The organism is Pseudomonas sp. 8(2025), from assembly GCF_052665325.1.
On record NZ_JBQOIE010000021.1, the window covers coordinates 25,045 to 44,443 of the forward strand.

The 19,399-nt window shown below is 67.0% G+C and carries 19 protein-coding genes; 6 read left to right on the forward strand and 13 right to left on the reverse strand.

Annotated elements, in window-relative coordinates; translation table 11 throughout:
* Positions 1-85: 85 nt before the first annotated feature.
* The 9 genes from ACUXVH_RS28375 to gspG form a co-directional block, all read right to left on the reverse strand.
* On the reverse strand, positions 86-1,264 hold the full coding sequence (locus ACUXVH_RS28375; RefSeq protein ID WP_011061053.1) for a substrate-binding domain-containing protein: 1,179 nt from the start codon (positions 1,262-1,264) through the stop codon (positions 86-88).
* 125 nt (positions 1,265-1,389) lie between these two features.
* Positions 1,390-2,568, reverse strand: a complete 1,179-nt coding sequence (locus tag ACUXVH_RS28380) for a substrate-binding domain-containing protein (RefSeq protein WP_065363919.1) — start codon at positions 2,566-2,568, stop codon at positions 1,390-1,392.
* A gap of 547 nt (positions 2,569-3,115) precedes the next feature.
* A complete protein-coding gene (gene gspF, locus ACUXVH_RS28385; RefSeq protein WP_019094876.1) occupies positions 3,116-4,327 on the reverse strand; it encodes a type II secretion system inner membrane protein GspF in 1,212 nt (403 codons plus the stop codon).
* Positions 4,327-5,748, reverse strand: coding sequence for a type II secretion system ATPase GspE (gene gspE / locus ACUXVH_RS28390; protein ID WP_015635436.1), 1,422 nt, complete (start codon positions 5,746-5,748; stop codon positions 4,327-4,329). The genes gspF and gspE overlap by 1 nt, the downstream gene beginning before the upstream one ends.
* A gap of 220 nt (positions 5,749-5,968) precedes the next feature.
* Positions 5,969-8,362, reverse strand: coding sequence for a type II secretion system secretin GspD (gene gspD, locus ACUXVH_RS28395; RefSeq protein ID WP_445496488.1), 2,394 nt, complete (start codon positions 8,360-8,362; stop codon positions 5,969-5,971).
* The gene (gspM, locus tag ACUXVH_RS28400; RefSeq protein ID WP_019094875.1) at positions 8,359-8,925 is read right to left on the reverse strand and encodes a type II secretion system protein GspM; all 567 of its coding nucleotides are present in this window, start codon (positions 8,923-8,925) and stop codon (positions 8,359-8,361) included. Before gspM ends, gspD begins: the two co-directional genes overlap by 4 nt.
* Positions 8,918-10,132, reverse strand: a complete 1,215-nt coding sequence (gspL, locus tag ACUXVH_RS28405; protein ID WP_445496490.1) for a type II secretion system protein GspL — start codon at positions 10,130-10,132, stop codon at positions 8,918-8,920. Before gspL ends, gspM begins: the two co-directional genes overlap by 8 nt.
* Positions 10,129-11,109 (reverse strand): type II secretion system minor pseudopilin GspK, encoded by a 981-nt coding sequence (gene gspK / locus ACUXVH_RS28410; RefSeq protein WP_019094873.1) that lies wholly within the window; start codon positions 11,107-11,109, stop codon positions 10,129-10,131. The genes gspL and gspK overlap by 4 nt, the downstream gene beginning before the upstream one ends.
* Before the next feature lie 8 nt (positions 11,110-11,117).
* Complete coding sequence (gene gspG, locus ACUXVH_RS28415) at positions 11,118-11,567, reverse strand: type II secretion system major pseudopilin GspG (RefSeq protein WP_011061045.1); 450 nt, start codon at positions 11,565-11,567, stop codon at positions 11,118-11,120.
* A 148-nt stretch (positions 11,568-11,715) separates the two neighbouring features.
* On the opposite strand from gspG, the gene gspI reads away from it, so the two are divergent.
* Positions 11,716-12,102 carry a type II secretion system minor pseudopilin GspI gene (gene gspI / locus ACUXVH_RS28420; RefSeq protein ID WP_011061044.1) on the forward strand — a complete coding sequence of 129 codons (387 nt, stop codon included), beginning with the start codon at positions 11,716-11,718 and terminating at the stop codon, positions 12,100-12,102.
* A 3-nt stretch (positions 12,103-12,105) separates the two neighbouring features.
* Here gspI and ACUXVH_RS28425 read toward each other — a convergent pair whose 3' ends face one another.
* Positions 12,106-12,534, reverse strand: coding sequence for a type II secretion system protein N (locus ACUXVH_RS28425; protein ID WP_011061043.1), 429 nt, complete (start codon positions 12,532-12,534; stop codon positions 12,106-12,108).
* Positions 12,535-12,664: 130 nt separating this feature from the next.
* Here ACUXVH_RS28425 and ACUXVH_RS28430 point away from each other — a divergent pair, with 130 nt between their 5' ends.
* Positions 12,665-13,126, forward strand: coding sequence for a GspH/FimT family pseudopilin (locus ACUXVH_RS28430; protein ID WP_011061042.1), 462 nt, complete (start codon positions 12,665-12,667; stop codon positions 13,124-13,126).
* Positions 13,123-13,734 carry a type II secretion system minor pseudopilin GspJ gene (gene gspJ, locus ACUXVH_RS28435; RefSeq protein ID WP_015635429.1) on the forward strand — a complete coding sequence of 204 codons (612 nt, stop codon included), beginning with the start codon at positions 13,123-13,125 and terminating at the stop codon, positions 13,732-13,734. The genes ACUXVH_RS28430 and gspJ overlap by 4 nt, the downstream gene beginning before the upstream one ends.
* Before the next feature lie 126 nt (positions 13,735-13,860).
* Here the strand turns inward: gspJ and ACUXVH_RS28440 are convergent, their stop codons facing one another.
* From ACUXVH_RS28440 to ACUXVH_RS28450, 3 genes are read right to left on the reverse strand one after another with little or no spacing between them, the layout of a single operon-like run.
* Positions 13,861-14,811 carry a FecR family protein gene (locus tag ACUXVH_RS28440; protein WP_053158187.1) on the reverse strand — a complete coding sequence of 317 codons (951 nt, stop codon included), beginning with the start codon at positions 14,809-14,811 and terminating at the stop codon, positions 13,861-13,863.
* 37 nt (positions 14,812-14,848) lie between these two features.
* Positions 14,849-15,394: an RNA polymerase sigma factor gene (locus tag ACUXVH_RS28445; RefSeq protein WP_011061039.1), complete on the reverse strand. Its 546-nt coding sequence runs from the start codon at positions 15,392-15,394 to the stop codon at positions 14,849-14,851.
* Positions 15,391-16,047, reverse strand: coding sequence for an STN domain-containing protein (locus tag ACUXVH_RS28450; protein WP_050783811.1), 657 nt, complete (start codon positions 16,045-16,047; stop codon positions 15,391-15,393). The genes ACUXVH_RS28445 and ACUXVH_RS28450 overlap by 4 nt, the downstream gene beginning before the upstream one ends.
* A gap of 244 nt (positions 16,048-16,291) precedes the next feature.
* On the opposite strand from ACUXVH_RS28450, the gene ACUXVH_RS28455 reads away from it, so the two are divergent.
* The 3 genes from ACUXVH_RS28455 to ACUXVH_RS28465 all read left to right on the forward strand — a co-directional run bounded on the left by ACUXVH_RS28455 (position 16,292) and on the right by ACUXVH_RS28465 (position 19,346).
* The gene (locus ACUXVH_RS28455; RefSeq protein ID WP_011061037.1) at positions 16,292-16,606 is read left to right on the forward strand and encodes a hypothetical protein; all 315 of its coding nucleotides are present in this window, start codon (positions 16,292-16,294) and stop codon (positions 16,604-16,606) included.
* Between the two features lie 286 nt (positions 16,607-16,892).
* Positions 16,893-18,257 carry an ArnT family glycosyltransferase gene (locus tag ACUXVH_RS28460; protein ID WP_445496495.1) on the forward strand — a complete coding sequence of 455 codons (1,365 nt, stop codon included), beginning with the start codon at positions 16,893-16,895 and terminating at the stop codon, positions 18,255-18,257.
* 366 nt (positions 18,258-18,623) lie between these two features.
* A complete protein-coding gene (locus ACUXVH_RS28465) occupies positions 18,624-19,346 on the forward strand; it encodes a DUF4377 domain-containing protein (RefSeq protein WP_445496497.1) in 723 nt (240 codons plus the stop codon).
* The last annotated feature ends 53 nt before the right edge of the window (positions 19,347-19,399 follow it).

Sequence of the window (19,399 nt, forward strand, 5' to 3'; positions counted from 1 at the left end):
ACGGAAAATTCATCTTTGGGGTGCAGGGTGTCGCCCCTGCCCCTGCGTGCCACGGCGGCAGGCAGGGGCAAGCGGCGCTGGCCGGCTAGAAAGGTCGGCCGATGGCGTTGCAGATATTGGGGTTGCCGATACTGCGCAGGCTGGCGGGCGTCACGAAGGCGTTCCGTATCGCGGCCTTCCAGATCGCCGGCAAGGGTTGCAGGTTGTTGTTGAGCAGTGCCGCATCGTTAGTGACCAGCGAACCGTACTGGCGGGCAAAGAACGCCCGCACCTGGGCGGTTTGCGTCGCATCGGCGTAGCACTGGCTGAAAATCGCAGTGCTAAAGCCCAGGATCGGATAACCGACGCTGGGAAATGGCACCACCGAGGGGTCATTGCCATCGAACGAAGCGGCGAACACCGGTACCCACCTGATGGGGTCGCTGAACGGGCCGGTCGATAGGTTCGCCGTCGGCGGGCTGATCAGGCTGATGGCGTTGACGATGTTCGCCGGTGTCGGGGCTATCCCCCCTACCCGCGCTACCTTGCTGCCATCTTCCAGCCCGGCAAGGGTGCTGGATGCGTGGCTCGAACCGATGAAGGTCACACTCCCCGGGGTTGCATTGAGCACTTCCATGATCTGGGGGCTGCCCTGCGCGCTCTTGGCGGTCTGTGGCACCGAGGCTGGATAAGCGTTGGCGAAGAACCGGGTCACCGCGAAAGGCCCGGCCGGTTCAGAGCACTTGGCATTGAGAAAACGGGTAAACAGCTCGGTGGTGCCACTGGGCCCTTGCGGGTAGACCACCGTCAGTGGTCCGTAAGTGCCTGCACCGCTCGACAGGTACTCCCAACGGTCCAGCCGGCCCGAGAAGATCCCGCACACGTCATTGACGCTCAGGTCCAGGTTGCCAATGCCGGCCTTGTTGAAGCGGATCGCCACCGCCGTGGCGGCGACGGGCACCTGGATCAACGGCCCCCAGCTCGCGCCATGGGCCATGGAGTAGCCGTCGAGCTCGCTGCCTCTCAACTTCGATTCAGTGGCCACCCAGTGCACGTTCCGAGTAGGGGCGCCCGGAATCAGGCGGTTGTAGTCGTTGTTCAGAAAGGCTTCCTTGTCCCCGAGATCAGAGCCGATGTAGGGCGCAAAACCCGCCGTCAGTACCCCGGGCGCCAGGTAGTACGACTGCGGCAGCGTCGACCCGCCACCGTTGATATCCGCCAGGGCCAACTGGGCACATAGGGCGCTGCCCACCAGTGACGTGGCTAACCAATGCATTTTGAACATGACATGACTCCTGTCGTATCAGGACGGGCGAGCACTCGTGCCGGACCGTTGTGCCGAGCATGAAAAAAATCAGCAACGGTCGAAACCGTTGCTGATCCGGGTGCTGCAGGTATCGGACGCGAAAGTTACAGCGGACGGCCGATGGCGTTGCAGACGCTGGCGTTACCGATGCTCAGGCCGCTGGAGGCAGTGACGAACGAGTCACGTACTGCGGTTTTCCAGGCAGCTGGCAGAGGCACGAAGCGGTTGTTGTTGATGGCGGTGTCGTTGTTCACCAGGGCACCGTAGTGACGGCTGAAGAAAGCCCGTACTTGCGAAGTCTGGTTAGCGTCGGCGTAGCACTGGCTGAAGATCAGGTTGGTGAAGCCCAGGATTGGGTAACCGCTGGTTGGGTACAGGCGCAGGCTCTTGTCGCTTGGGTTGGCGTCGATGTTGGCCTGGGAAGTGAAGACAGGAACCCACAGGTTCTGGTCGCCACGAACAGTGGTATCAGGCACGGCAACCGCGGCGATAGCCGAGGAAACGTTGGCAGGCGCCGGGGAAACGCCAGCCACCTTGGCCACCTTGGTAGCGTCGTCCAGGCCGGCCAGGGTCGGCGCGGCGTAATCCGGGCTCATGTAGGTGATGCGACCGTCGCCAGCGTTCAGCGCGTCCATGACGCCTTGGCTGGTAACAGCGGCAACCGCACCGGCAGGCAGGCCGCCCGAGTAGCTGGAAGCGAAGTTGGTGGTCACGGCGAAGGTGCCGGTCTCGGCGCACTTGGCGTTCAGGAAGCGGGTGAACAGCTCGGTGGTGCCGCTGCTTTCATTGCGGTAAACCACGGTGATGGCGCCGGTACGGCCCGAACCTGCAATCTGGCTCCAGTCGGAAACACGGCCCGAGAACACGCCGCACAGGTCGTTGACGCTCAGGTCAACGGCAGCAGTGCCGGCCTTGTTGAATGGAACGGCAACCGAAGTGGCCACCGAAGGCACCTGGATCAGCTTGCCCCAGGCCGCTTGGTGGCCAGTGGCGTAGCTGTTCAATTCGGCAGCGGTGAGCTTGGAATCGCTACCGGCCCAGTGCACGTTCTTGCCGGTGGTGCCGGCCACGAACTTGGTGTAGTCGTTGTTCAGGAAGGCAGCCTTGCCGTTGCCGCTGCCTACGCCGATGTAGGGAGCGAAGCCGGCGGTCAGTACGCCAGCGGTCTGGTACAGCGGTTGTGGCAGGGTTGCGCCACCACCGTTGATATCAGCCATTGCAGCCTGTGCCGAGCACAGGGCAGCCAGGGTCAGGGATGCCGCGAGAACGTTGCGCTTAAACATGAAGAATCTCCTTTCGTCGTGTTCGTACGTTGGGTGAATAGCTCTTGCATGACGCCATGGCACTCGGGCCAGAAGCCTTGATCCAGACGGCTTGATGGGTGAGGCCATGGGGAGAGAAGTTCGCAGTTTCCGGTGACAGATAAAGGAAAAAACCTCGGGAGAAAGCGGCTGTTTTTGCAAAAGATTCTCGGGTGTTTGTCGGAGGTTTTCGCGCCTTTCCCGGGAAAATGACCGCCAGGTTGCCGGGGCTGGAAGCGGCATTGCCCTGCAAGCGCCGAGGGGGCTGGCCACCGGGTCTGAACATGACAGAACGAGGAACCCGAGGTTGGCCCGTTGCCCGGTCGGGAGTGAGGCACGCGGCGCGAAATTTTATGGCTGCCCTGCCCTGTGCTTCGCACCACCGCTTCGCTCTCGTAGGAGCCGGCTTGCCGGCGAAGAGGCCCGCCAGCCCTGCATCGCCGCTGCCGACGCCTTCGCTGGCAAGCCAGCGCCTACGGACCGGGCCGGACCGGACCGGACGGGGTCAGGTCGGGTTGAGTCGTGCGGTTCAGGTGACCAGCTGGTTGATCTCGATGATCGGCAGCAATACCGCCATCACGATCACCAGCACCACACCGCCCATCACCACGATCATCAAGGGTTCGAGCAAGGCGGTCATGCCCATGGCCCGGCGCTCGATATCCCGCGACAGGGTCTGCGCCGCCCGTTCCAGCATCGGCGGCAAGGCGCCGGTCTTCTCGCCGCTGGCGATCAGGTGGATCAGCACCGGCGGAAAGACTTTTTCCACCCGCAGCGCCGCCGCCAGGTTGGCGCCTTCGCGCACCTTGGCCGTGGCCTCGCTCACGCTCTGGCTCAGGCGGTCGTTGGACAGGGTCTGGCGCGCCGCTTCCAGGGCCCGCAACAAAGGCACCCCGGCGCTGCCGAGGATCGCCAGGGTCGAGGCAAAACGCGCGGTGTTCAGCCCCAGGACAAAGCGCCCGATCAGCGGCAGGCGCAGGATCCGGCTGTGCCAGTTCAAGCGCGCCCGGGGGTTGCGCAGGTACACCCGCCAGCCCCAGAACCCGGCGACCATGGCGGCAAAGCACAGGCCGCCCCAGGCACGGATGAAATCACTGGCATTGAGCATGGCCAGGGTCAGCCCCGGCAGGTCCTGGCGCGCCTGGGAGAAGGCACTGACCACCTGAGGCACCACATAGCTGAGCAGGAAGATCACGATGCCGATGGACACCAGCCCCACCACCCCCGGGTAGATAAAGGCGGTGAGGATCTTGCCCCGCAGGCCGTTGCGCTCTTCGATGTAGTCCGCCAGCCGCTCCATGACCTGGGCCAGGTCGCCGGACTCTTCGCCGGCGGCAATCAGCGCCCGGTAGATCTCCGGAAAATCCCTGGGCCGCGCCGCCAGGGCCTCGGCCAGGCGCATGCCGCTGCGCACATCCGCGCGCACCGCGCTCAGGGTCTGGGCGATGTGCTTGCGCTCGGCCTGCTCCACCGTGGCGCTCAGCGCGGCCTCCAACGGCAGGCTGGCCCCCAGCAGGCTGGCCAGCTGGCGGGTGGCCCAGGCCAGGTCGTTGTCCGAGAGCCTGGGGCGCAGCAGCCCCCCTGCTCCGCCGTCGCCGCCGTTGCCATCGAGCTGCACCAGCAAGGCGGTCAGGCCGCGGCTGCGCAGGCTGGCGAAGGCCGCATCCTGGCTGTCGGCTTCCAGGTGCCCGGATTCGATCTTGCCGAGGGCGTCGGCGGCTTCATAGCGATAGCGATTCATCAGGCGTCCCGTGTCACACGCAGGATTTCTTCCGGCGCGGTGGCGCCGCTGCGCACCCAGCGTTCACCGTCCTCGCGCATGCTGAACATCCCGGCCCGGCGCGCGGCGGCACGCAGTGCCTGCTCCTCGGCGCCCTGGTGGATCAGGCTGCGCACATCGTCATCGATGCAGAACAGCTCATGGATCCCGGTTCGCCCGCTGTAGCCGATGTGGTTGCAGGCCGGGCAGCCCACCGGGCGCCAGGTGCCGGGGTTGGCCGGGTCCTGCTCCTTGCACTGGCTGCACAGGCGCCGCACCAGGCGCTGGGCCAGCACCCCGAGCATCGACGAGGCCAGGAGAAACGGCTCCACCCCCATGTCGATCAGGCGGTTGACCGCCGATACCGCGTCGTTGGTGTGCAGGGTCGCCAGCACCAGGTGCCCGGTGAGCGAGGCCTGGACCGCGATCTGCGCGGTCTCCAGGTCGCGGATCTCGCCGATCATGATGATGTCCGGGTCCTGGCGCAGGATCGCCCGCAGGGCCAGGGCGAAGGTCATGTCGATCTTGGCGTTGACCTGGATCTGGCTGATGCCCGGCAGGTCGTATTCCACCGGGTCCTCGACGGTGAGGATATTGCTGGTGCTGGCATCCAGCCGGGCCAGGGCCGCGTAGAGGCTGGTGGTCTTGCCGCTGCCGGTGGGCCCGGTGACCAGGACGATGCCGTGGGGCTGGCGGATCAGGGTATCCAGGCGCGCCAGCAGGTCCGGGTCCATGCCCAGGGTTTCCAGTTGCAGGCGCCCGGCCTGCTTGTCCAGCAGGCGCATCACCACCCGCTCGCCATGCCCGGTGGGCACCGTGGACACACGGATATCGATGGGCCGCCCGGCCACCCGCAGGGCGATGCGCCCGTCCTGGGGCAGGCGTTTTTCGGCGATGTCCAGCTGGGCCATGATCTTGATCCGCGACACCAGCGCGCCGTGCAGCGCCTTGCGTGGCGACACCACGTCGCGCAGGGTGCCGTCGACCCGGTAGCGCACCACCGAATGGGTCTCGAAGGGTTCGATATGGATATCGCTGGCCTCGTCCCGCGCGGCCTGGGTGAGCAAGGCGTTGATCATGCGGATTACCGGGGCGCCGTCCTGCGTGTCCAGCAGGTCGGTGATTTCCGGCATGTCCTGCATCAGGCGGTCCAGGTCCACCTCGTTCTCCGCCGCCCCGACCACCGCTGCTGCGCTGCCGGTGTCGGCGTAGGCGGTGGCCAGCAGGCCGTCGAGTTCCTCGTCGCGAATCCGTTCCAGGCGCGCCGGGCCGAACTGGCGGCGGGCTTCGCTGATGGACCAGCCAGGCGTCGAGGGGCACACCAGCAGCACCGCGCCCTGCTCGGTGTGGCGCAGGAGGATGCGCTGGGACTTGGCCCAGGCGTAGGGCAACTGGGTGGTCATGGCTGTGGCTCCTTGTGGGGTGCGGCGCCATTGCGTGGGCTGCCACGGTGAAACCCGCGATGGCCGACGGCCTGGAAATGAATGGGGGCATCCTCCATAAGGCGCCGGCTTGCCAGCGCAGGCGCCAGCAAGATCAGCGCCCGATCCACGGGCCGCTTCGCCGGCAAGCCGGTGCCTACGAAGGGCTTGGCAGCCCGGATTTGGGACCCCTTTGCCCCGTTCATTGCACCGGCACCGCGCGAATCGGCGCCCGCGGCGTCTGCGGTACGCCCTGCAGGGACACCGGCACTGCCCCGGGGATCGCCTTGCTCGCCGCCGGCAGTTGCGGCGCCTGGATATCCGGCATCACCCAACTGCGCTCCGGCTGCAACTGGCCCTGTACCCGGCGCATGAAGTCATAGCGATTGAGGGTAATGCTGCGCCCCGCGCCACTGTCGCGAATGATGTAGGGCCGCAGGAACACCATCAGGTTGGTCTTGGTCACGCTGCGCTTGTCGTTGCGAAACAGCACCCCGAGCCCGGGGATGTTCGACAGCCACGGCACTGCGTCGTTGCTCTGGCTGTAGCCGTCCTGCAGCAGGCCGCCGAGCACCATGATCTGCCCGTCATCCAGCAGGATGCTGGTGTCGATTGCCCGCTTGTTGGTCACGGTGCCGGCGTCCACCGAAGCCCGCTGGTCGACGCTGCTGACCTCCTGGTAGATGTCCAGCTTCACTGTGCCGCCTTCGGAGATCTGCGGCCGCACATTGAGCTTCAGGCCCACCTCTTCACGCTGCACGGTCTGGAACGGGTTGTTGCTGGTGCCGCCACCGCCGGTCACATAGCTGCCGGTGACAAAGGGAATGGTCTGGCCGACGAAGATGCTCGCCGCCTCGTTGTCCAGGGTCAACAGGTTGGGCGTCGACAACACGTTGGTGCCGCCCTTGCTCTTCAGGGCCCGGGCCAGGACCTTGAGGTCCAGCACCTTGCCGATCCCCGGGATGTCCACCGTGCCGTTGACCACGCCGACGTTCAGGCCCTTGGGCAACACGTCGATGCTGGTCTTGCTCGCCGGCGTGCCCACCAGCCCGCTGCCACCGAGGTTGACCCCGCCAAAGCCGCCATGCCCGCCGAGATTGCCGGCCTGCCACTGCACGCCGAACTCGCTGGCATCGTCTTCGCTGACTTCGACGATCAGGCTCTCGATCACCACCTGGGCGCGACGCTGGTCGAGCTGATCGATGACCTCCCGCAGGTTGCGATACAGCGGGTCCGGCGCCGAGATCAGCAAGGTGTTGGTGGTGGCATCGGCCTGGATGGTCACGCCACCGGCACTGAAGGCGGTGTTCTGGTCATTCTGCTGGCCCGTGCCGCCCTGGCCGGCGCTGCTGCCCTGGCCGTAGGCACCACTGCCGCTGCTGCTGTTGTTGAGGTTGCCACTGCCGGTGGGCGTGCCGCTGCTGTTCTGGCTCGCGCCCTGGGCGCCCTGGCTGTTGCCGCCCATGCCGCTGAGCATGGCCCGGGCGCCGTCGCTGCCGGCGCTGTCGCTTTCCCCGGTGAGCAGCCCGCGCAGGGCCTGGGCCAGCTTGCCGGCCTGGGCGTTGCGCAGGTACACCACGTGCAGGTTGCTGGGGTTGCTCTGGGCGTTGTCCAGTTTGTAGATCAGGTTGCGCGCCAGTTCGGTGCGCTCCGGGCTGCCGGCGCGGATGATGATGGAGTTGGAACGCGGGTCGCCGATCACGCTGATCTTCTGGGTCTGATCGGCGCCCTGGGTTTCCAGCAGTTCGGCGACCATGGTGGCGATGTCCACGGCGATGCCGTTCTGCACCGCCACCACATCGGTGTCGATGGCGCTCGGGGTGTCGATGCCGTTGATGATCTGCGCCACCCGCTGCAGGTTCTCCGCGTAGTCGGTGACCACGATGGTGTTGTTGCCCGGGTAGGCATTGATCGGGTTGTTCGGCGAGACGATGGGCCGCAGCACCGGAATCAGGTTCACCGCATTTTCATATTGCAGGCGGAAGGTGCGGGTCAGCATGCCGTTGCCCGCCGGCTTGTCGGCGCTGTAGATCGGCCCGCCCAGCAGCTTGGCGTCGGCTTCGGGCACCACCTGGGCCACCCCGCCCACGTCCACCACGGAGAAACCCTGCATGCGCAGGGCCGCCAGCAGCATGTCGTAGGCCTGGTGCGCCGGCACCTGGCCTTCGCTGACCAGGGTCAGGTTGCCCTTGACCCGTGGGTCCACCAGGAACTGCTGGCCGGTGGAACGGGACAGCGCGCGCACCACCGCCTGGATATCGGCGTCGACGAAGTTCAGTTGCACCGGCTGATCCCCCAGAGGATTGCGCGGCACGCTGGTGCTGCGCGACGTGCCCTGGGCGCGGCTGCTGCTGGTCACCGGGTGCAGGACTTTCGGCCGTTGCGCCTGTTGCGCCTGTTGCGCCTGCAAGCGCTCGCGGTCCGCCAGCAGATCGCCGCTGCGCCGGGTGTCGGCCAGGGGCTGGCCCAGCTCGCTGTCCACCAGCAAGGGCGGCGGCGTGGTGGAGGTGGTGTTGCTGCAAGCCCCCAGCGCCAGCAGCAGAAAAGGTGCGGCCTTGCGACACTGGCGCACGTAGTTGGAACCTGACCACTTCATGAAGCTTCCTTAGCGCCCTGCGCCTGATCCATGCGAACGGTCCCGGACAGTGTGCCTGCCGAGTCTTGGGCGGCGGCCGCGTCTGCGCGTTGCAGACGAGCCTCCACCACCTGCAGTGAAAACTGCCGGGGAGCCCCCAGCAGCCAGCCGACCACGGCATCCGCCGGGGCCTGCTCAAAGGTCAACCGCCAGCTCTCGGGGCCGGCTTGATCCGCGTGTTGCAACTGGTAGCGGCCCTGGAGCCCGGCCGCATCCAGGGCCAGGCGCAGGGCCTGTTCCAGGCTTTCGCCCGGGGCATTGCGAGGGCCTGCCGCGACCTCGTGCAGCAGCACTTCCAGGGCCTCGGCCTGGGAGCGCAGCTTGGGTGTCTCGGCTTGCCAGTAGTCGATCTTCTTCAGCGGCGGCTGGATCAGCAGCAACCACAGCAACAGCCCCAGCAACCCCAGGGCAGTGGCCCCCAGCAAGCGCTTTTCCCGCAGGGCCAGGCCGTTCCAGTGACCCAGGGCCTGGGCCCGCAGGCGCGACCAGCGCGCCCGATACGGCGCCAGCATGGCCTTATTCATTGTCTTCTCCCGTTGCCTCGGCTGTGCTCTCTTCGGCTGGAGCCTGCCCCGGGGCCAGGCTCCAGCCATTGCCCTGGGCCTGGACGCTGTAGCCGGCCTGGATCAGGGCCCCCTGCCAGGCGCTGTCGGCGGTTTTCGGGGTGTCTGGCAACAATTGGAGCTGCAAGCGCTGCCCGGAAAACTCCAGGCTTTGCACGCTGCCCACCATGAACGGCATGGCCAGCCCCGCCTGGGCCAGCAGGTGGGCGAAGCCCTGGGTCGGGTCCGCCGCAGCGCCGCTCTGGCGCGCCGCCAGTTGCTGGCGAGCCTGTTGCAACGGATTGAGCACCACCGGCAATTCGGGGAATACCTGCTTCACCCGCTGGCTCATCTGCGCCTTGAGCCGCTGCCCCTGCTCTGCCTCGCGGGCGGCGTACAGGTTCAGGCCCAGCACCCAGACCGCCACCGCCAGGGCGCAGCAGCCCAGGGCCCGGCCCCAGCCCTGGGGGGCGCGGGTGCCGGCCAGCGCGCCGCTGTGCAGGCCCCAGGAAGGCGGCGTGCCGCTCCAGCGCAATTGCGCCGGCAGGGGTTGTGGCGCTGGCAATGGTTGCCCCGGCAGCGCTGGCACTTCGCCGATCCAGCACAGCTCGCTGGCGCTGGCGCGCAACTGCTCCAGGGTCTCGGCCACCAGGGGCTGCACGCTGCCCTGGGTGGCGCTCTGGCGCACCAGCAACTGCTCGTCCAGCAGGCACAGGTTGATCTGCCCCGGGGGCGGCACCGGCAAGGCGTAGGGCGCCGGGTACAGGCCGGCGAGCTTCAACCCGGCCTGCTCCAGCAGCCGCCCCAGGGCCTGCAGGCGTTCCCGGGGCAGCCAGCTCAGCGCCACCTGGCCCTCTGCATCCCGGGGGCCGTGGGCCACATGCATCTGTTCACTGGGGCCGAGGATCAGCGCCTGGGCAGCGCAGGCCACCGCGGCCTTGATCCGCGCAGCGGGCAATTGCGGCAATGGGATCTGGGTCAGCAGGCTGTCCAGTGGGTGCAGGAAACACTCCACTGCGGGCGGCTTGTCACCCTTGCCCGGCAACCCCAACTGGCCCAGGGCACAGCAACCGGTATCCGTGACCCGCCCGCCACGATCGAGCCTTGCAAAATCCACTCGGCACTGCTGCGGCTGCTCGGTGCCGAGCAACAAATCCAGGGGCGGCAGGCCGATGCGCAGGCGGCTCATGCGCCCACCCGCGACCAGATCACCTGGGGCATGCGGTCCTCGGGACGGTGCAGCAGCGCTTGCAGGCTGACCCGGCGCTGATCACGGCGGGCCTGGCCCTGAAGCAGGAACCACTCGCTGGTGATGCCGACCTTGATCTGGTCCACCTGCAACTGCGGCAGGCGCAGGCGATTGACGAAGTCGCCACGGTTGATGAACCAGTGCCCGGCGTCACGCTCGGCCACCAGGGCCCGGGCCCGGGACAGATCCAGGCCCGGCACCGCCGCCACCAGCACCTCGGCGCTGGCGGTGTTGCCGTTGATCCAGGTATTGCCCGGCAGGATGCTCACGTACGGCTCCAGGCGCGCCAGCAGTTCCGGGGTCACGCCCTCAAGGCCCAGCAAGTCGTCCAGGCTGCGCAGCATCGGCTGCCTGGGCGCCAGGGTCTGCGCCGCAGCGCCTGCCGAGGTCTGGCGACCGCTGTTGAAACTGCCATGGCTGCTGGTGGCGGCTGGCGCCTGCAGGCGCTGGGGGTAGGAAGCGATCACCCGCTGGCTGATGCGCCGGCCCAGGGCGCCGTCGATGCCGATCAGTTGGCACAACTGCTGGAAGCTCTGCAGTTGCCCCGCATCCACCTGCTGGTTGAACACCAGATTGCGCAGGTTGAACTTGCCCTGCAGGTCTTGCAGGTGGCCCTGGAACCCGGCGTTGAATCCACCCAGGGCCTGGTCGCCGATGGGCCGCGCCCAGGCCTGGTCGAGGCGTGTCAACACATCACGCTGGCGCGCATCCCAGAGCAGTTGCCGGCTGTATTCCAGGCCGCCCTGAAGAACCCCGGCAGCGACGATCCGCGCCTGTTCGGCTTCCACCGCACGGGTGAAAGAGGTTTGCCGGGTAAGCATGCCCCCGGCGATCACCGCCACCACCGCGGCGATCAGCAAGGCGCTGATGATGGCCATGCCACGCTGCTTCGCCGCACTGGGCGAATGGGCTTTCACGACCGGCCCTATAGTTGCCAGGAGCCGATATCGGCATTCACGCCGTCGCCGTCGGGCTGGCCATCGGCGCCGAGGGAAAACACATCCACTTCGCCGTTGGCACCGGGGTTGAGGTAGTGATACGGGCGGCCCCAGGGGTCATTGGGCAAACGTTCCAGGTAGGAGCGCCAGTTGCTGTCCTTGGCATTGGCCGGGCGCTCCACCAGCACCTTCAGGCCCTGGTTCATGTTCGGGTAGCTGCCGTGGTCCAGGCGATAGAGCTTGAGGGCCTGCATGAGCCCGGCGATATCCTGCCTGGCCGCCGTGGCCCGTGCCTGGTCCGGGCGATCCAGGACCTTGGGCACCACCATGGCTGCCAGGATCCCGAGGATCACCACCACGACCATGATCTCGATCAGGGTGAAGCCACGCTGGCCGCGCAGGCCTCGGGGCGGGGATGTTACAGGCGCGATATCCATCTCGACATTCCTTGGCGTAAGTTCGATTCGTCGCGCAGTGTTGCAAGAAGATATGTCAGTGGTATTGAAAAACCTCGGGAGTTTCGGTCGCCATTCGGTCAAGCCCGCAGGCTAGTCTGCGAGGCTGTTTCCCGGTCTCGAGCGGCCCATGCAAGCCCTGCGCAAACAAGCTGGTTTCACCCTGATCGAAGTGCTGGTGGCCCTGGCCATCATTGCCGTGGCGATGGCTGCAGCGGTGCGCGTGGCGGGCCTGATGACCCAGAGCAATGGCCTGCTGCGGGACAAATCCCTGGCCTTGCTGGCGGCCCAGAGCCGGGTCGCCGAAGTGCGCCTGGAAGGCCGCCTGAACAGCGGCGTGAAGAACCTCGACTGCGACCAGGGACGGCTCAAGCTGCGCTGCGAAACCCGCATCGCCCCGGGCAGTGCGCCGGGGCTGGTGCGGGTGCAGGTGCAAGTCAGCGACCGCAGCCGCGAGGCGCCGCCGCTTGCGCGCCTGGAAACCCTGGTCAGCCGGCCGCAGGTACAACGCCAGTGAGGCCTAGCGGGTCAACCGCGGCAGCTCCGGCGAGTCCGGCAGCTTGCTGACCTTGATCCGCGACTGCTCGGCGCCGCGCTCGATCAGCACGCCGTCGGCCTCGATCGCAGCCAGGCGCACACCCTGGGTCAGGGTTTCCCCGGCCAGGAAGCTGCGCGGCGGGCCATCGTTCAGATGCAGGATCGCCACTGCGCCACGGGCCCCGGCCATGACCCCGGACACCTTGATCTGCACCTGGGCCGGCTGGTTGGCAAACCACTGCAGGGCCGGGTTGTCGGAGCGCGCGGCCAGCACCTGGGGCGCCACCGCCGGGGTCTGGGATTCGGCCGGGGTCAGCAGCAGCGACGACCAGGTGGCGACCCCACCCAGGGCCGCCAGCAAGGCCGCGTACTGCAGCAGTCGAGGGGCATCAAGGCGCGGGGCGAATGACATGGCACGTAGCATCGGGGGGACCTCCTGTTTGTCCGTGCCCCCAGCCTACCGCTCAATTCTCACGGTTTTATTTCACCGGACGATCATCTGCGTCTGGCAGGCTGGTCCGAGGGCCAAGGAGTGCAATCCGATGCAGGCAGGCAAGCAACAAGGCTTCACCCTGATCGAGCTGATGGTGGTGCTGGTGATCATCGGCATTGCCAGCGCGGCCGTGGGCCTGAGCATCAAGCCCGACCCGCTGCAACTGCTGCGCAAGGACGCCGAGCGCCTGGCGCAACTGCTGCAAGTGGCCCAGGCCGAAGCCCGCGCCGATGGTCGGCCGATCACCTGGCGAGCCACGGCCAAGGGCTTTGCCTTCAGCCGCCACAGCGAATCCGGAGGCGGCATCGATGACTTGCGTGGCGACCCCCAACTGCGCCCCCGGGCCTGGGAAACCCCGGCGCTGCAAGTGCGCATCGAACCCAGGCAGCGCCTGGTATTGAACGCCGAATGGATCAACCCGCCGCTGCGCCTGGTGTTATCCGACGGCCAGCACAGCCTGAGCCTGGAACGCAGCGCCGCCGGCCAACTGCGGGTGGTGACCCAGCCATGAAGCGTCGGCAGCAGGGGTTCACCCTGATCGAAGTGATGGTGGCGATCATGCTGATGGCGGTGGTCAGCCTGATTGCCTGGCGCGGCCTGGACAGCGTCACCCGGGCCGACAGCCATCTCAAGGCCAGCACCGAACAGACCGAAGAACTGCTGCGCACCCTCAACCAGCTGGAACGTGACGTGGCCCTGCGTGCCGGCACCCAGCTGCGCGAGCCGGCCCTGGGCGACAGCGAAGAAGCCGAGCCCGACAGCCCGGCCCCGCTGAGCGTGCGCAGCTCCGACAGCAAGGGCTTTCGCCTGGAGGTGATACGCAGCGCCGCCACCCCGGGGGATGGCCTGCAACGGGTGCGCTGGTGGCTCAAGGGCGACACCCTGTACCGCGCCGTGGCCGAGCCCCGCGACCGCTACCCTTTGCCCGCGCCGCGCGACGGCGTGGCGGTGCTGAACCGGGTCAGCGACCTGCAAGTACGGGTCTGGGATGCCGACAAAGGCTGGCGCCAGCTCAGCGGCAACCGCCAGGACAGCCCCCTGGGCCTGGAGATCCGCCTGGTGCGCCAGACGCCCCAGGGCGAAGAGCGCTACCGGCAAGTGCTGGGGCCGTTGCAATAACCCTCTCCCGTAGGAGCCGGCTTGCCGGCGAACCGCGTAGCGGCCAGGCCCTGAGAATTCGGCAAATAGCGCCGGCCCCTTCGCTGGCAAGCCAGCTCCTACAGGGGGCTGTTGGTGTTTCGCGGATCAGCTCAGGAGCACCACGCCGCCAGGCAGTTCGGTGCACTTGGCGCCGTAGGCGTCGCGGATCAGCAAGGCCACGCCAGCCAGCTGGTTGAGGTTGAAACGCGCCTGGACCTTGCGCTTGCCCAGTTCGGCATTGAGCAGCACCAGCATTCCCGGGCGGTAGCGGTTGATCTCGCTGATCACCGTGTTGAGGCTGGCGTTGTCGAACACCAGGACCTGTTCGCGCCAGGCGATCACGCTGTGGATGTCCACCACCTGGGGTTCGCCGATGCTGCGCGGGTCGTAGGTCAGCTGGCGGCCGCTGTCCAGGCCAATGCTGCGCCCGGCCACGTCCACTTGCAGGCTGCCTTCGATGCAGGTGACGCACACCTGGTGGTCGGTGTTGCGCAGGTTGAAGCGCGCCTGGCGCGCGCTGAGCCAGCCCTCGCCGGCCTGGACCTTGAGCGGCTGCAGGCGCTGGCTGAAGACTTCCACTTCGCCTTCCAGCAGTTCGATGCCCTGCTCGCCCGCGCCCAGGTCACGCCGGCTGATGCGGGTCTGGGTGTTGAGCTCCAGGCTCACGCCCTCGGCCAGATCCACCCGGCGCTGTTCGCCGACTTCGGTGGCAAAGTCGGCGGTCAATCCGGCAAAGCCGCCCGGCACCGTGAGCCGCACCATGAACAGCGCCGCCGAGGCCGCCAGGGCGCCGCCAAGAAAGGCCCGGCGGCCAAAGTGCCGCGGCCGCGCTTGCTGCTCCAGCAGCGCCGCTGCCGGTTGCAGGCAATGCCACAGGGCCTTGGTCTGCTCGAAGGCGGCCGCGTGCTGCGGGCTTTGCCCGCACCATTGGCGCAGCGCCCGGGCATCGGCGGCGGTGGCCCGCCCCGACGTCAGAAGGACCAGCCAGTCCCGGGCTTCGTTCAGCAACTGCTGGTCCGCCGAGGCCTGGGGTGTGGAGATGCTAAAAATGTTCAAGCGCGCAGGTACTCACGGATTGATCAGGGCTCTTTGTCTAGGACGGTTTTCCGGCCCCGGGACCGAACCGCTGAATGACTTTTCTTTCCAGGCGCAGGGCGCAATGGCCGAGGGCCGCCTTGAGTTCCTTCTCCACCATCCGTGTGGAAATGCCGAAGCGCTGGGAAATTTCCAGGTGCGGCGCCTCTTCCAGGCGCGCGGCAATGAAGATCTTGCGGCGCCGCGCCGGGAGTTCGTAGAGGGCCTTGAGCAGGGTCTGGATTTCCTTCTGGCCACCCACCACCCGCGAGGGGTCCTGGGCTTCGTCGGCGATCTGCAACAGCTCCTCGACCTCATCGCCGGTCAGCAGGCGGGCATCGGACTGGCGCCGGTCGGCGGCAATGTTCAGCGCCATGCGGTACAGGTAGGCATTGGGTTGCGCCAGGTTCGGCGGCTCTTCCATGCGGTCGACCCGCAGGTAGGTTTCGTGCAGGACGTCGTTGGCCAGGTCCTCGGACCCCAGGCGCCTGCGCAAGCGCACCCGAAAATCCTCGTAGGACGTCAGGAACAGCCTGACCATCGCACTGTGTCCGGTATTTTTCATACCCCGGAAGCTCCTTCCCATTCCTTGCAGTCCATGCGTTTCCCTGTCGTGTCCGGTATCAAGAGTAAGGTCAGCGGCTGGCGCAACGAGCTCGGTGCCTGGCGCTCGACCCGGGTCTGGGCCAGGCGCTGCACCAGCGCCTCATCCCGTTGCAGGTCGCCGGTGGAACTCACCAGGCGGCTGTGTTGCACCGCTCCGTCGCCGCCGATCCACAGTTGCAGCAAGGCGCGAAAGCTCCCCGGCCGAGTCAGCGCCGAGCCGCACAGGCTGCGTTCCACCGCCCGTTGCAGGGCGCTGGCGTAGCTGCTGTTGAGCCGCGCCGCACGACTGCCCGCCGCGCCGGGCTGCACGGCCGGCTGTGTGGCCTGCGGCACCTGCAGGGTAAAAGCATCGCTGCGGGCGTAGCGGGCCATCAGGCCACTGCCGGCCAACAACCGGCTCAGGCCTTCCCGGGCGCTGTAGTGACCGTTGATCCCCACCGAGCGCCGGCCCCGGGTCAGCTCCCGGTCCACCAGCACCGCCATCCCGGTGGCGCGGCTGAACAGCTCCAGGGCATCCGCCAGGTTCTGCGCCGGTATCTCCAGTGCCAGCAGGGCCTGTGAATCCACCCGCGGCGGCCCGCCGGGAGGGCCCTGGGCCCAGCCCGCCGGCATCCACAGCAGCAGCCCGAGCGCCACCACACAGGTCGCCAAGCCCCCGTGCAATGAAGTCCATCGCCCGACCTGCGCTCTGCGTCGCTGCACTGCGGTCCAACCCCTGAAAAGCGTCATCCTGAGGCCAGTTTATGAATCTGGTGTTACGGCCACGGCAAAAAAACCATCACTTTTTCAGGCCGGGCTTTGCACTACACTCGGCCGGCATCGACGCCCGATTCCCCGGGCCAGCCAGGAGGCCAGGATGAAACGATTAAGCCGATACAGCGCAGCCCTGTGGCTGCTCAGCGCCCTGCCCTGGACGCTGCATGCCGAAGAAGCCAGCGAGGGCTGCGTGGAAGTCAGCGTCGGTGGCTACAAGGCCCCCGACTACAACTGCCTGAGCAAACAGATGGGCAACAACCCGGACGCAGTGAAGGCGGCCCAGGCCAACCAGCAGGCCCTGGAGGACCCGGTGAACAAGCGCCCACCGAACCAGGTCGGGCTCTCGACGCCGGCGGCCACCGGCGTGCGCATGGGCAACACCTTCGGCACCTCGGTCAAGCCGCAACGGCCCTGAACGGCGCCGCGGGCGGCCGATTGCCGGGCCGCTACCCGCCACCGGGCCCGTCCCAGGACCCGCCTGGACAGCGGCGAAGGCAGCGGGCGACGGTCGCCCCGTGGCCAATCGCGCACTGCGCCGCGCCCCCTTGATCAGCCCCTGCCCGTATACCGGGCGTTAACCCCGAGCGCGCTAGATTGCCGAGCCTTGAACCCCGGTGCCGGCAACGGCCCCGAACACGGCGCGTGGATGGCGTTCGCCTGCCGGCCACCCTATCATTGGTGTTTTTTTGCGTGTTGGACGCATGGAAGACTATAAAAAGCTGATCCTGCAGCGCCCCTGCCAAAGCATTTTCCTGATTGCCCTCGCGCTGTTCATGGCGCTGCAGTACAAACCGGCAGTCCTCAACTACACCACGCGCTTCGTCGACTTTGCCGACTACATGCTGCAGCACGGCATCACGCTGTTCCCCATTGCCGACGATCTGCAGCCCTACCCCGACTACACCATTGCCAACACGGTGCTGGTCTATCTGGCGTCGCTGCCCTTCGGCCAGCTGTCCGTGCTGTCGATGGGCCTGCCCTTCTGCATCGCTGCGTCGCTGATGCTGGTGTTCATCTACAAGCTGGGGGCCCTGCATGAGCGCAAATGGGGCCTGTGCGGCGTGCTCTTTGCGCTGTTCACCTGGGCCTTCGTGGATAGCGTCAACTCCCTGGCCCTGGACATCTACCCCGCCCTGATCACCGCAGGCTGCTTCTACCTGGCCTACTCCGCCGACCTCAAGCAGCAACGCGGACGCCTGGCGCTGGTGTTCCTCGGCCTGATCCTGGGCTTTGCCCTGCGCGGGCCGATCGGCATGATCGGCCCGGCACTGGTGGTCGGCAGCTATTACCTGCTGAGCCGGCAGTGGCGAACCCTGGTCGGGTTCTCGCTGGTGAGCGGCCTGCTGTTCGCCGCCGGGGTCGCGCTACTGGCCTGGGCCGCCCACGTGCAGGGCGGCGATGCCTTCATGCAGCAAGTGCTGGAGATGCAGGGCCTGGGCCGGATCGCCAGCGATCACTCGCCGCGCTACTACTTCTACTTCAGCGCCGGGCTGATCACCTACAGCTTCACGGCGTTCTACGCCCTCTGCGTGATGGCCAGGAGCGGCCGCCAGTGGCTCGGCGCCCCGTCGCTGTCGGCGCCGCGCCTGCTGCTGCACCTGGGCGCCTGGTTCGTGGTGCTGATTGTGTTCTTCACCATCCCCAACTCGAAGAAGGCGCGTTACGTGCTGTCCATCACCCCGGCCATTTCTTTGCTGGCGGCCTACATCTTCATCGACCCCAACGGCCTGTTCAGCGCCACCCGCAGACGCCTGCTGCGCCTGTGCCTGAACCTGCCGACCATCGGCGCGTTCCTGGCGCTGCTGGTGCTGGGCTACAACAGCTTTGCCGCCCGGCCCCTGCAGCCCGACTTCGCCGGGGTGTTTTCAAGCTTTGCCCTGCTCAGCGGCGTGCGCTACTGGATCGGCCGGCAGTACACCGGGCACCGGCATTACGAGGTCATCGTCCTGGCATTCGGCGTGGCGGCCTTTCTCTTGCTGGATGGGTTCTTCTTCAACGCCATCACCTATCATCTGGAACTGGCCAAAGAACCCACTCCCAAATTCCTGCCTTACTGGTTCTGGTAAGGCGGGCGTCCACACCTGGCCCGCAGCGCCCGGCCGGAAGCAGGCAACGGCGCTCACCGGCAGCGTGCAAGATTTGGTAACACTCCCGGGCACCCCCGGCGATGAAACCGAACTGGCACAGTGCTGTCACATCGCAATCGGTAACGGCGGAGGTCGCCCTGCGGCGGCTTGCGGCCCACGCAGCACTGGCCCGACGACCTCACCGCCACAGGTTACCGGCCTGGGCCTGCCCCCCATGCGGCAGGCCATACTCCATCAAGGCTGAAAGAGCGAACCATGAAGCAAAACATCCTCCTCGTATCCGTCTGCGCCGCCCTGCTCCAGGCCTGCACCCCGGCTTCCACCACCCCTGAAGGATCTTCTTCCATGCCCGCCAGCACTGCCTCCGCCAGCGCCCAGCCTGCGCTGTCCGCCTACTACTGGCAGCTGGTTGCGGCCCGCGATGCGGCGGGCAAGCCCGTCGCCGCCCTGGACAAGGGCATCGAGCGCCAGCTGCGCCTGACCTTCGCCGGGCAGAACCTGAGCATCAGCGGCGGCTGCAACCGCCAGTTCGGCGGCTTCCAGCATGAAAATGGCGTGCTCAAGGTACAGCCACTGGCCGCCACCCTGATGGCCTGCGAGCCGAAACTGATGGCCCTTGACGCACAAATCGCCAACCTGCTCAAGGGCGATCTGCGCACCACCTTCGGCGGCGACCAGTCGACCCCGACCCTGCAACTGGCCACCCAGGACGGCACCCTGCTCACGTTCGAAGGCCAGCCCACCCCGGAAACCCGCTACGGCAGCCAGGGCCAGACCCGCTTCCTGGAAGTGGCGGCCAAGACCGTCAAGTGCAGCCACCCGCTGATCCCCGACTTCCAGTGCCTGCAAGTACGTGAGCGCCGCTACGACGACGCCGGCCTGCAGCTGCCGACCCAGGACACCTGGCACCCGCTGTACCAGTCCATCGAGGGCTACGAGCACCAGGACGGCGTGCGCAATGTGCTGCGGGTCAAGCAGTACGAGTGGAAGAATGCACCCGCCGATGCCCCGTCCAGCGTCTATGTGCTGGACATGGTGGTCGAGCAGGACGCCTCGGCGGCCCACTGAGCCGAGCCACCCGCCAGCCGGCACAAACCGACAGGCAATAAAAAAGCCCCGTA

Coding starts and splice junctions, on each gene's coding strand:
- gspJ (WP_015635429.1), top strand. CDS start 13,123: ATGAAGCGTCGGCAGCAGGGGTTCACCCTGATCGAAGTGATGGTGGCG.
- gspI (WP_011061044.1), top strand. CDS start 11,716: ATGCAAGCCCTGCGCAAACAAGCTGGTTTCACCCTGATCGAAGTGCTG.
- ACUXVH_RS28465 (WP_445496497.1), top strand. CDS start 18,624: ATGCCCGCCAGCACTGCCTCCGCCAGCGCCCAGCCTGCGCTGTCCGCC.
- gspE (WP_015635436.1), bottom strand. CDS start 5,748: ATGACCACCCAGTTGCCCTACGCCTGGGCCAAGTCCCAGCGCATCCTC.
- ACUXVH_RS28425 (WP_011061043.1), bottom strand. CDS start 12,534: ATGTCATTCGCCCCGCGCCTTGATGCCCCTCGACTGCTGCAGTACGCG.
- ACUXVH_RS28375 (WP_011061053.1), bottom strand. CDS start 1,264: ATGTTCAAAATGCATTGGTTAGCCACGTCACTGGTGGGCAGCGCCCTA.
- ACUXVH_RS28450 (WP_050783811.1), bottom strand. CDS start 16,047: ATGCCGGCGGGCTGGGCCCAGGGCCCTCCCGGCGGGCCGCCGCGGGTG.
- ACUXVH_RS28380 (WP_065363919.1), bottom strand. CDS start 2,568: ATGTTTAAGCGCAACGTTCTCGCGGCATCCCTGACCCTGGCTGCCCTG.
- gspF (WP_019094876.1), bottom strand. CDS start 4,327: ATGAATCGCTATCGCTATGAAGCCGCCGACGCCCTCGGCAAGATCGAA.
- ACUXVH_RS28460 (WP_445496495.1), top strand. CDS start 16,893: ATGGAAGACTATAAAAAGCTGATCCTGCAGCGCCCCTGCCAAAGCATT.
- gspL (WP_445496490.1), bottom strand. CDS start 10,132: ATGAGCCGCCTGCGCATCGGCCTGCCGCCCCTGGATTTGTTGCTCGGC.
- ACUXVH_RS28455 (WP_011061037.1), top strand. CDS start 16,292: ATGAAACGATTAAGCCGATACAGCGCAGCCCTGTGGCTGCTCAGCGCC.
- gspD (WP_445496488.1), bottom strand. CDS start 8,362: ATGAAGTGGTCAGGTTCCAACTACGTGCGCCAGTGTCGCAAGGCCGCA.
- gspG (WP_011061045.1), bottom strand. CDS start 11,567: ATGGATATCGCGCCTGTAACATCCCCGCCCCGAGGCCTGCGCGGCCAG.
- ACUXVH_RS28430 (WP_011061042.1), top strand. CDS start 12,665: ATGCAGGCAGGCAAGCAACAAGGCTTCACCCTGATCGAGCTGATGGTG.
- gspM (WP_019094875.1), bottom strand. CDS start 8,925: ATGAATAAGGCCATGCTGGCGCCGTATCGGGCGCGCTGGTCGCGCCTG.
- ACUXVH_RS28445 (WP_011061039.1), bottom strand. CDS start 15,394: ATGAAAAATACCGGACACAGTGCGATGGTCAGGCTGTTCCTGACGTCC.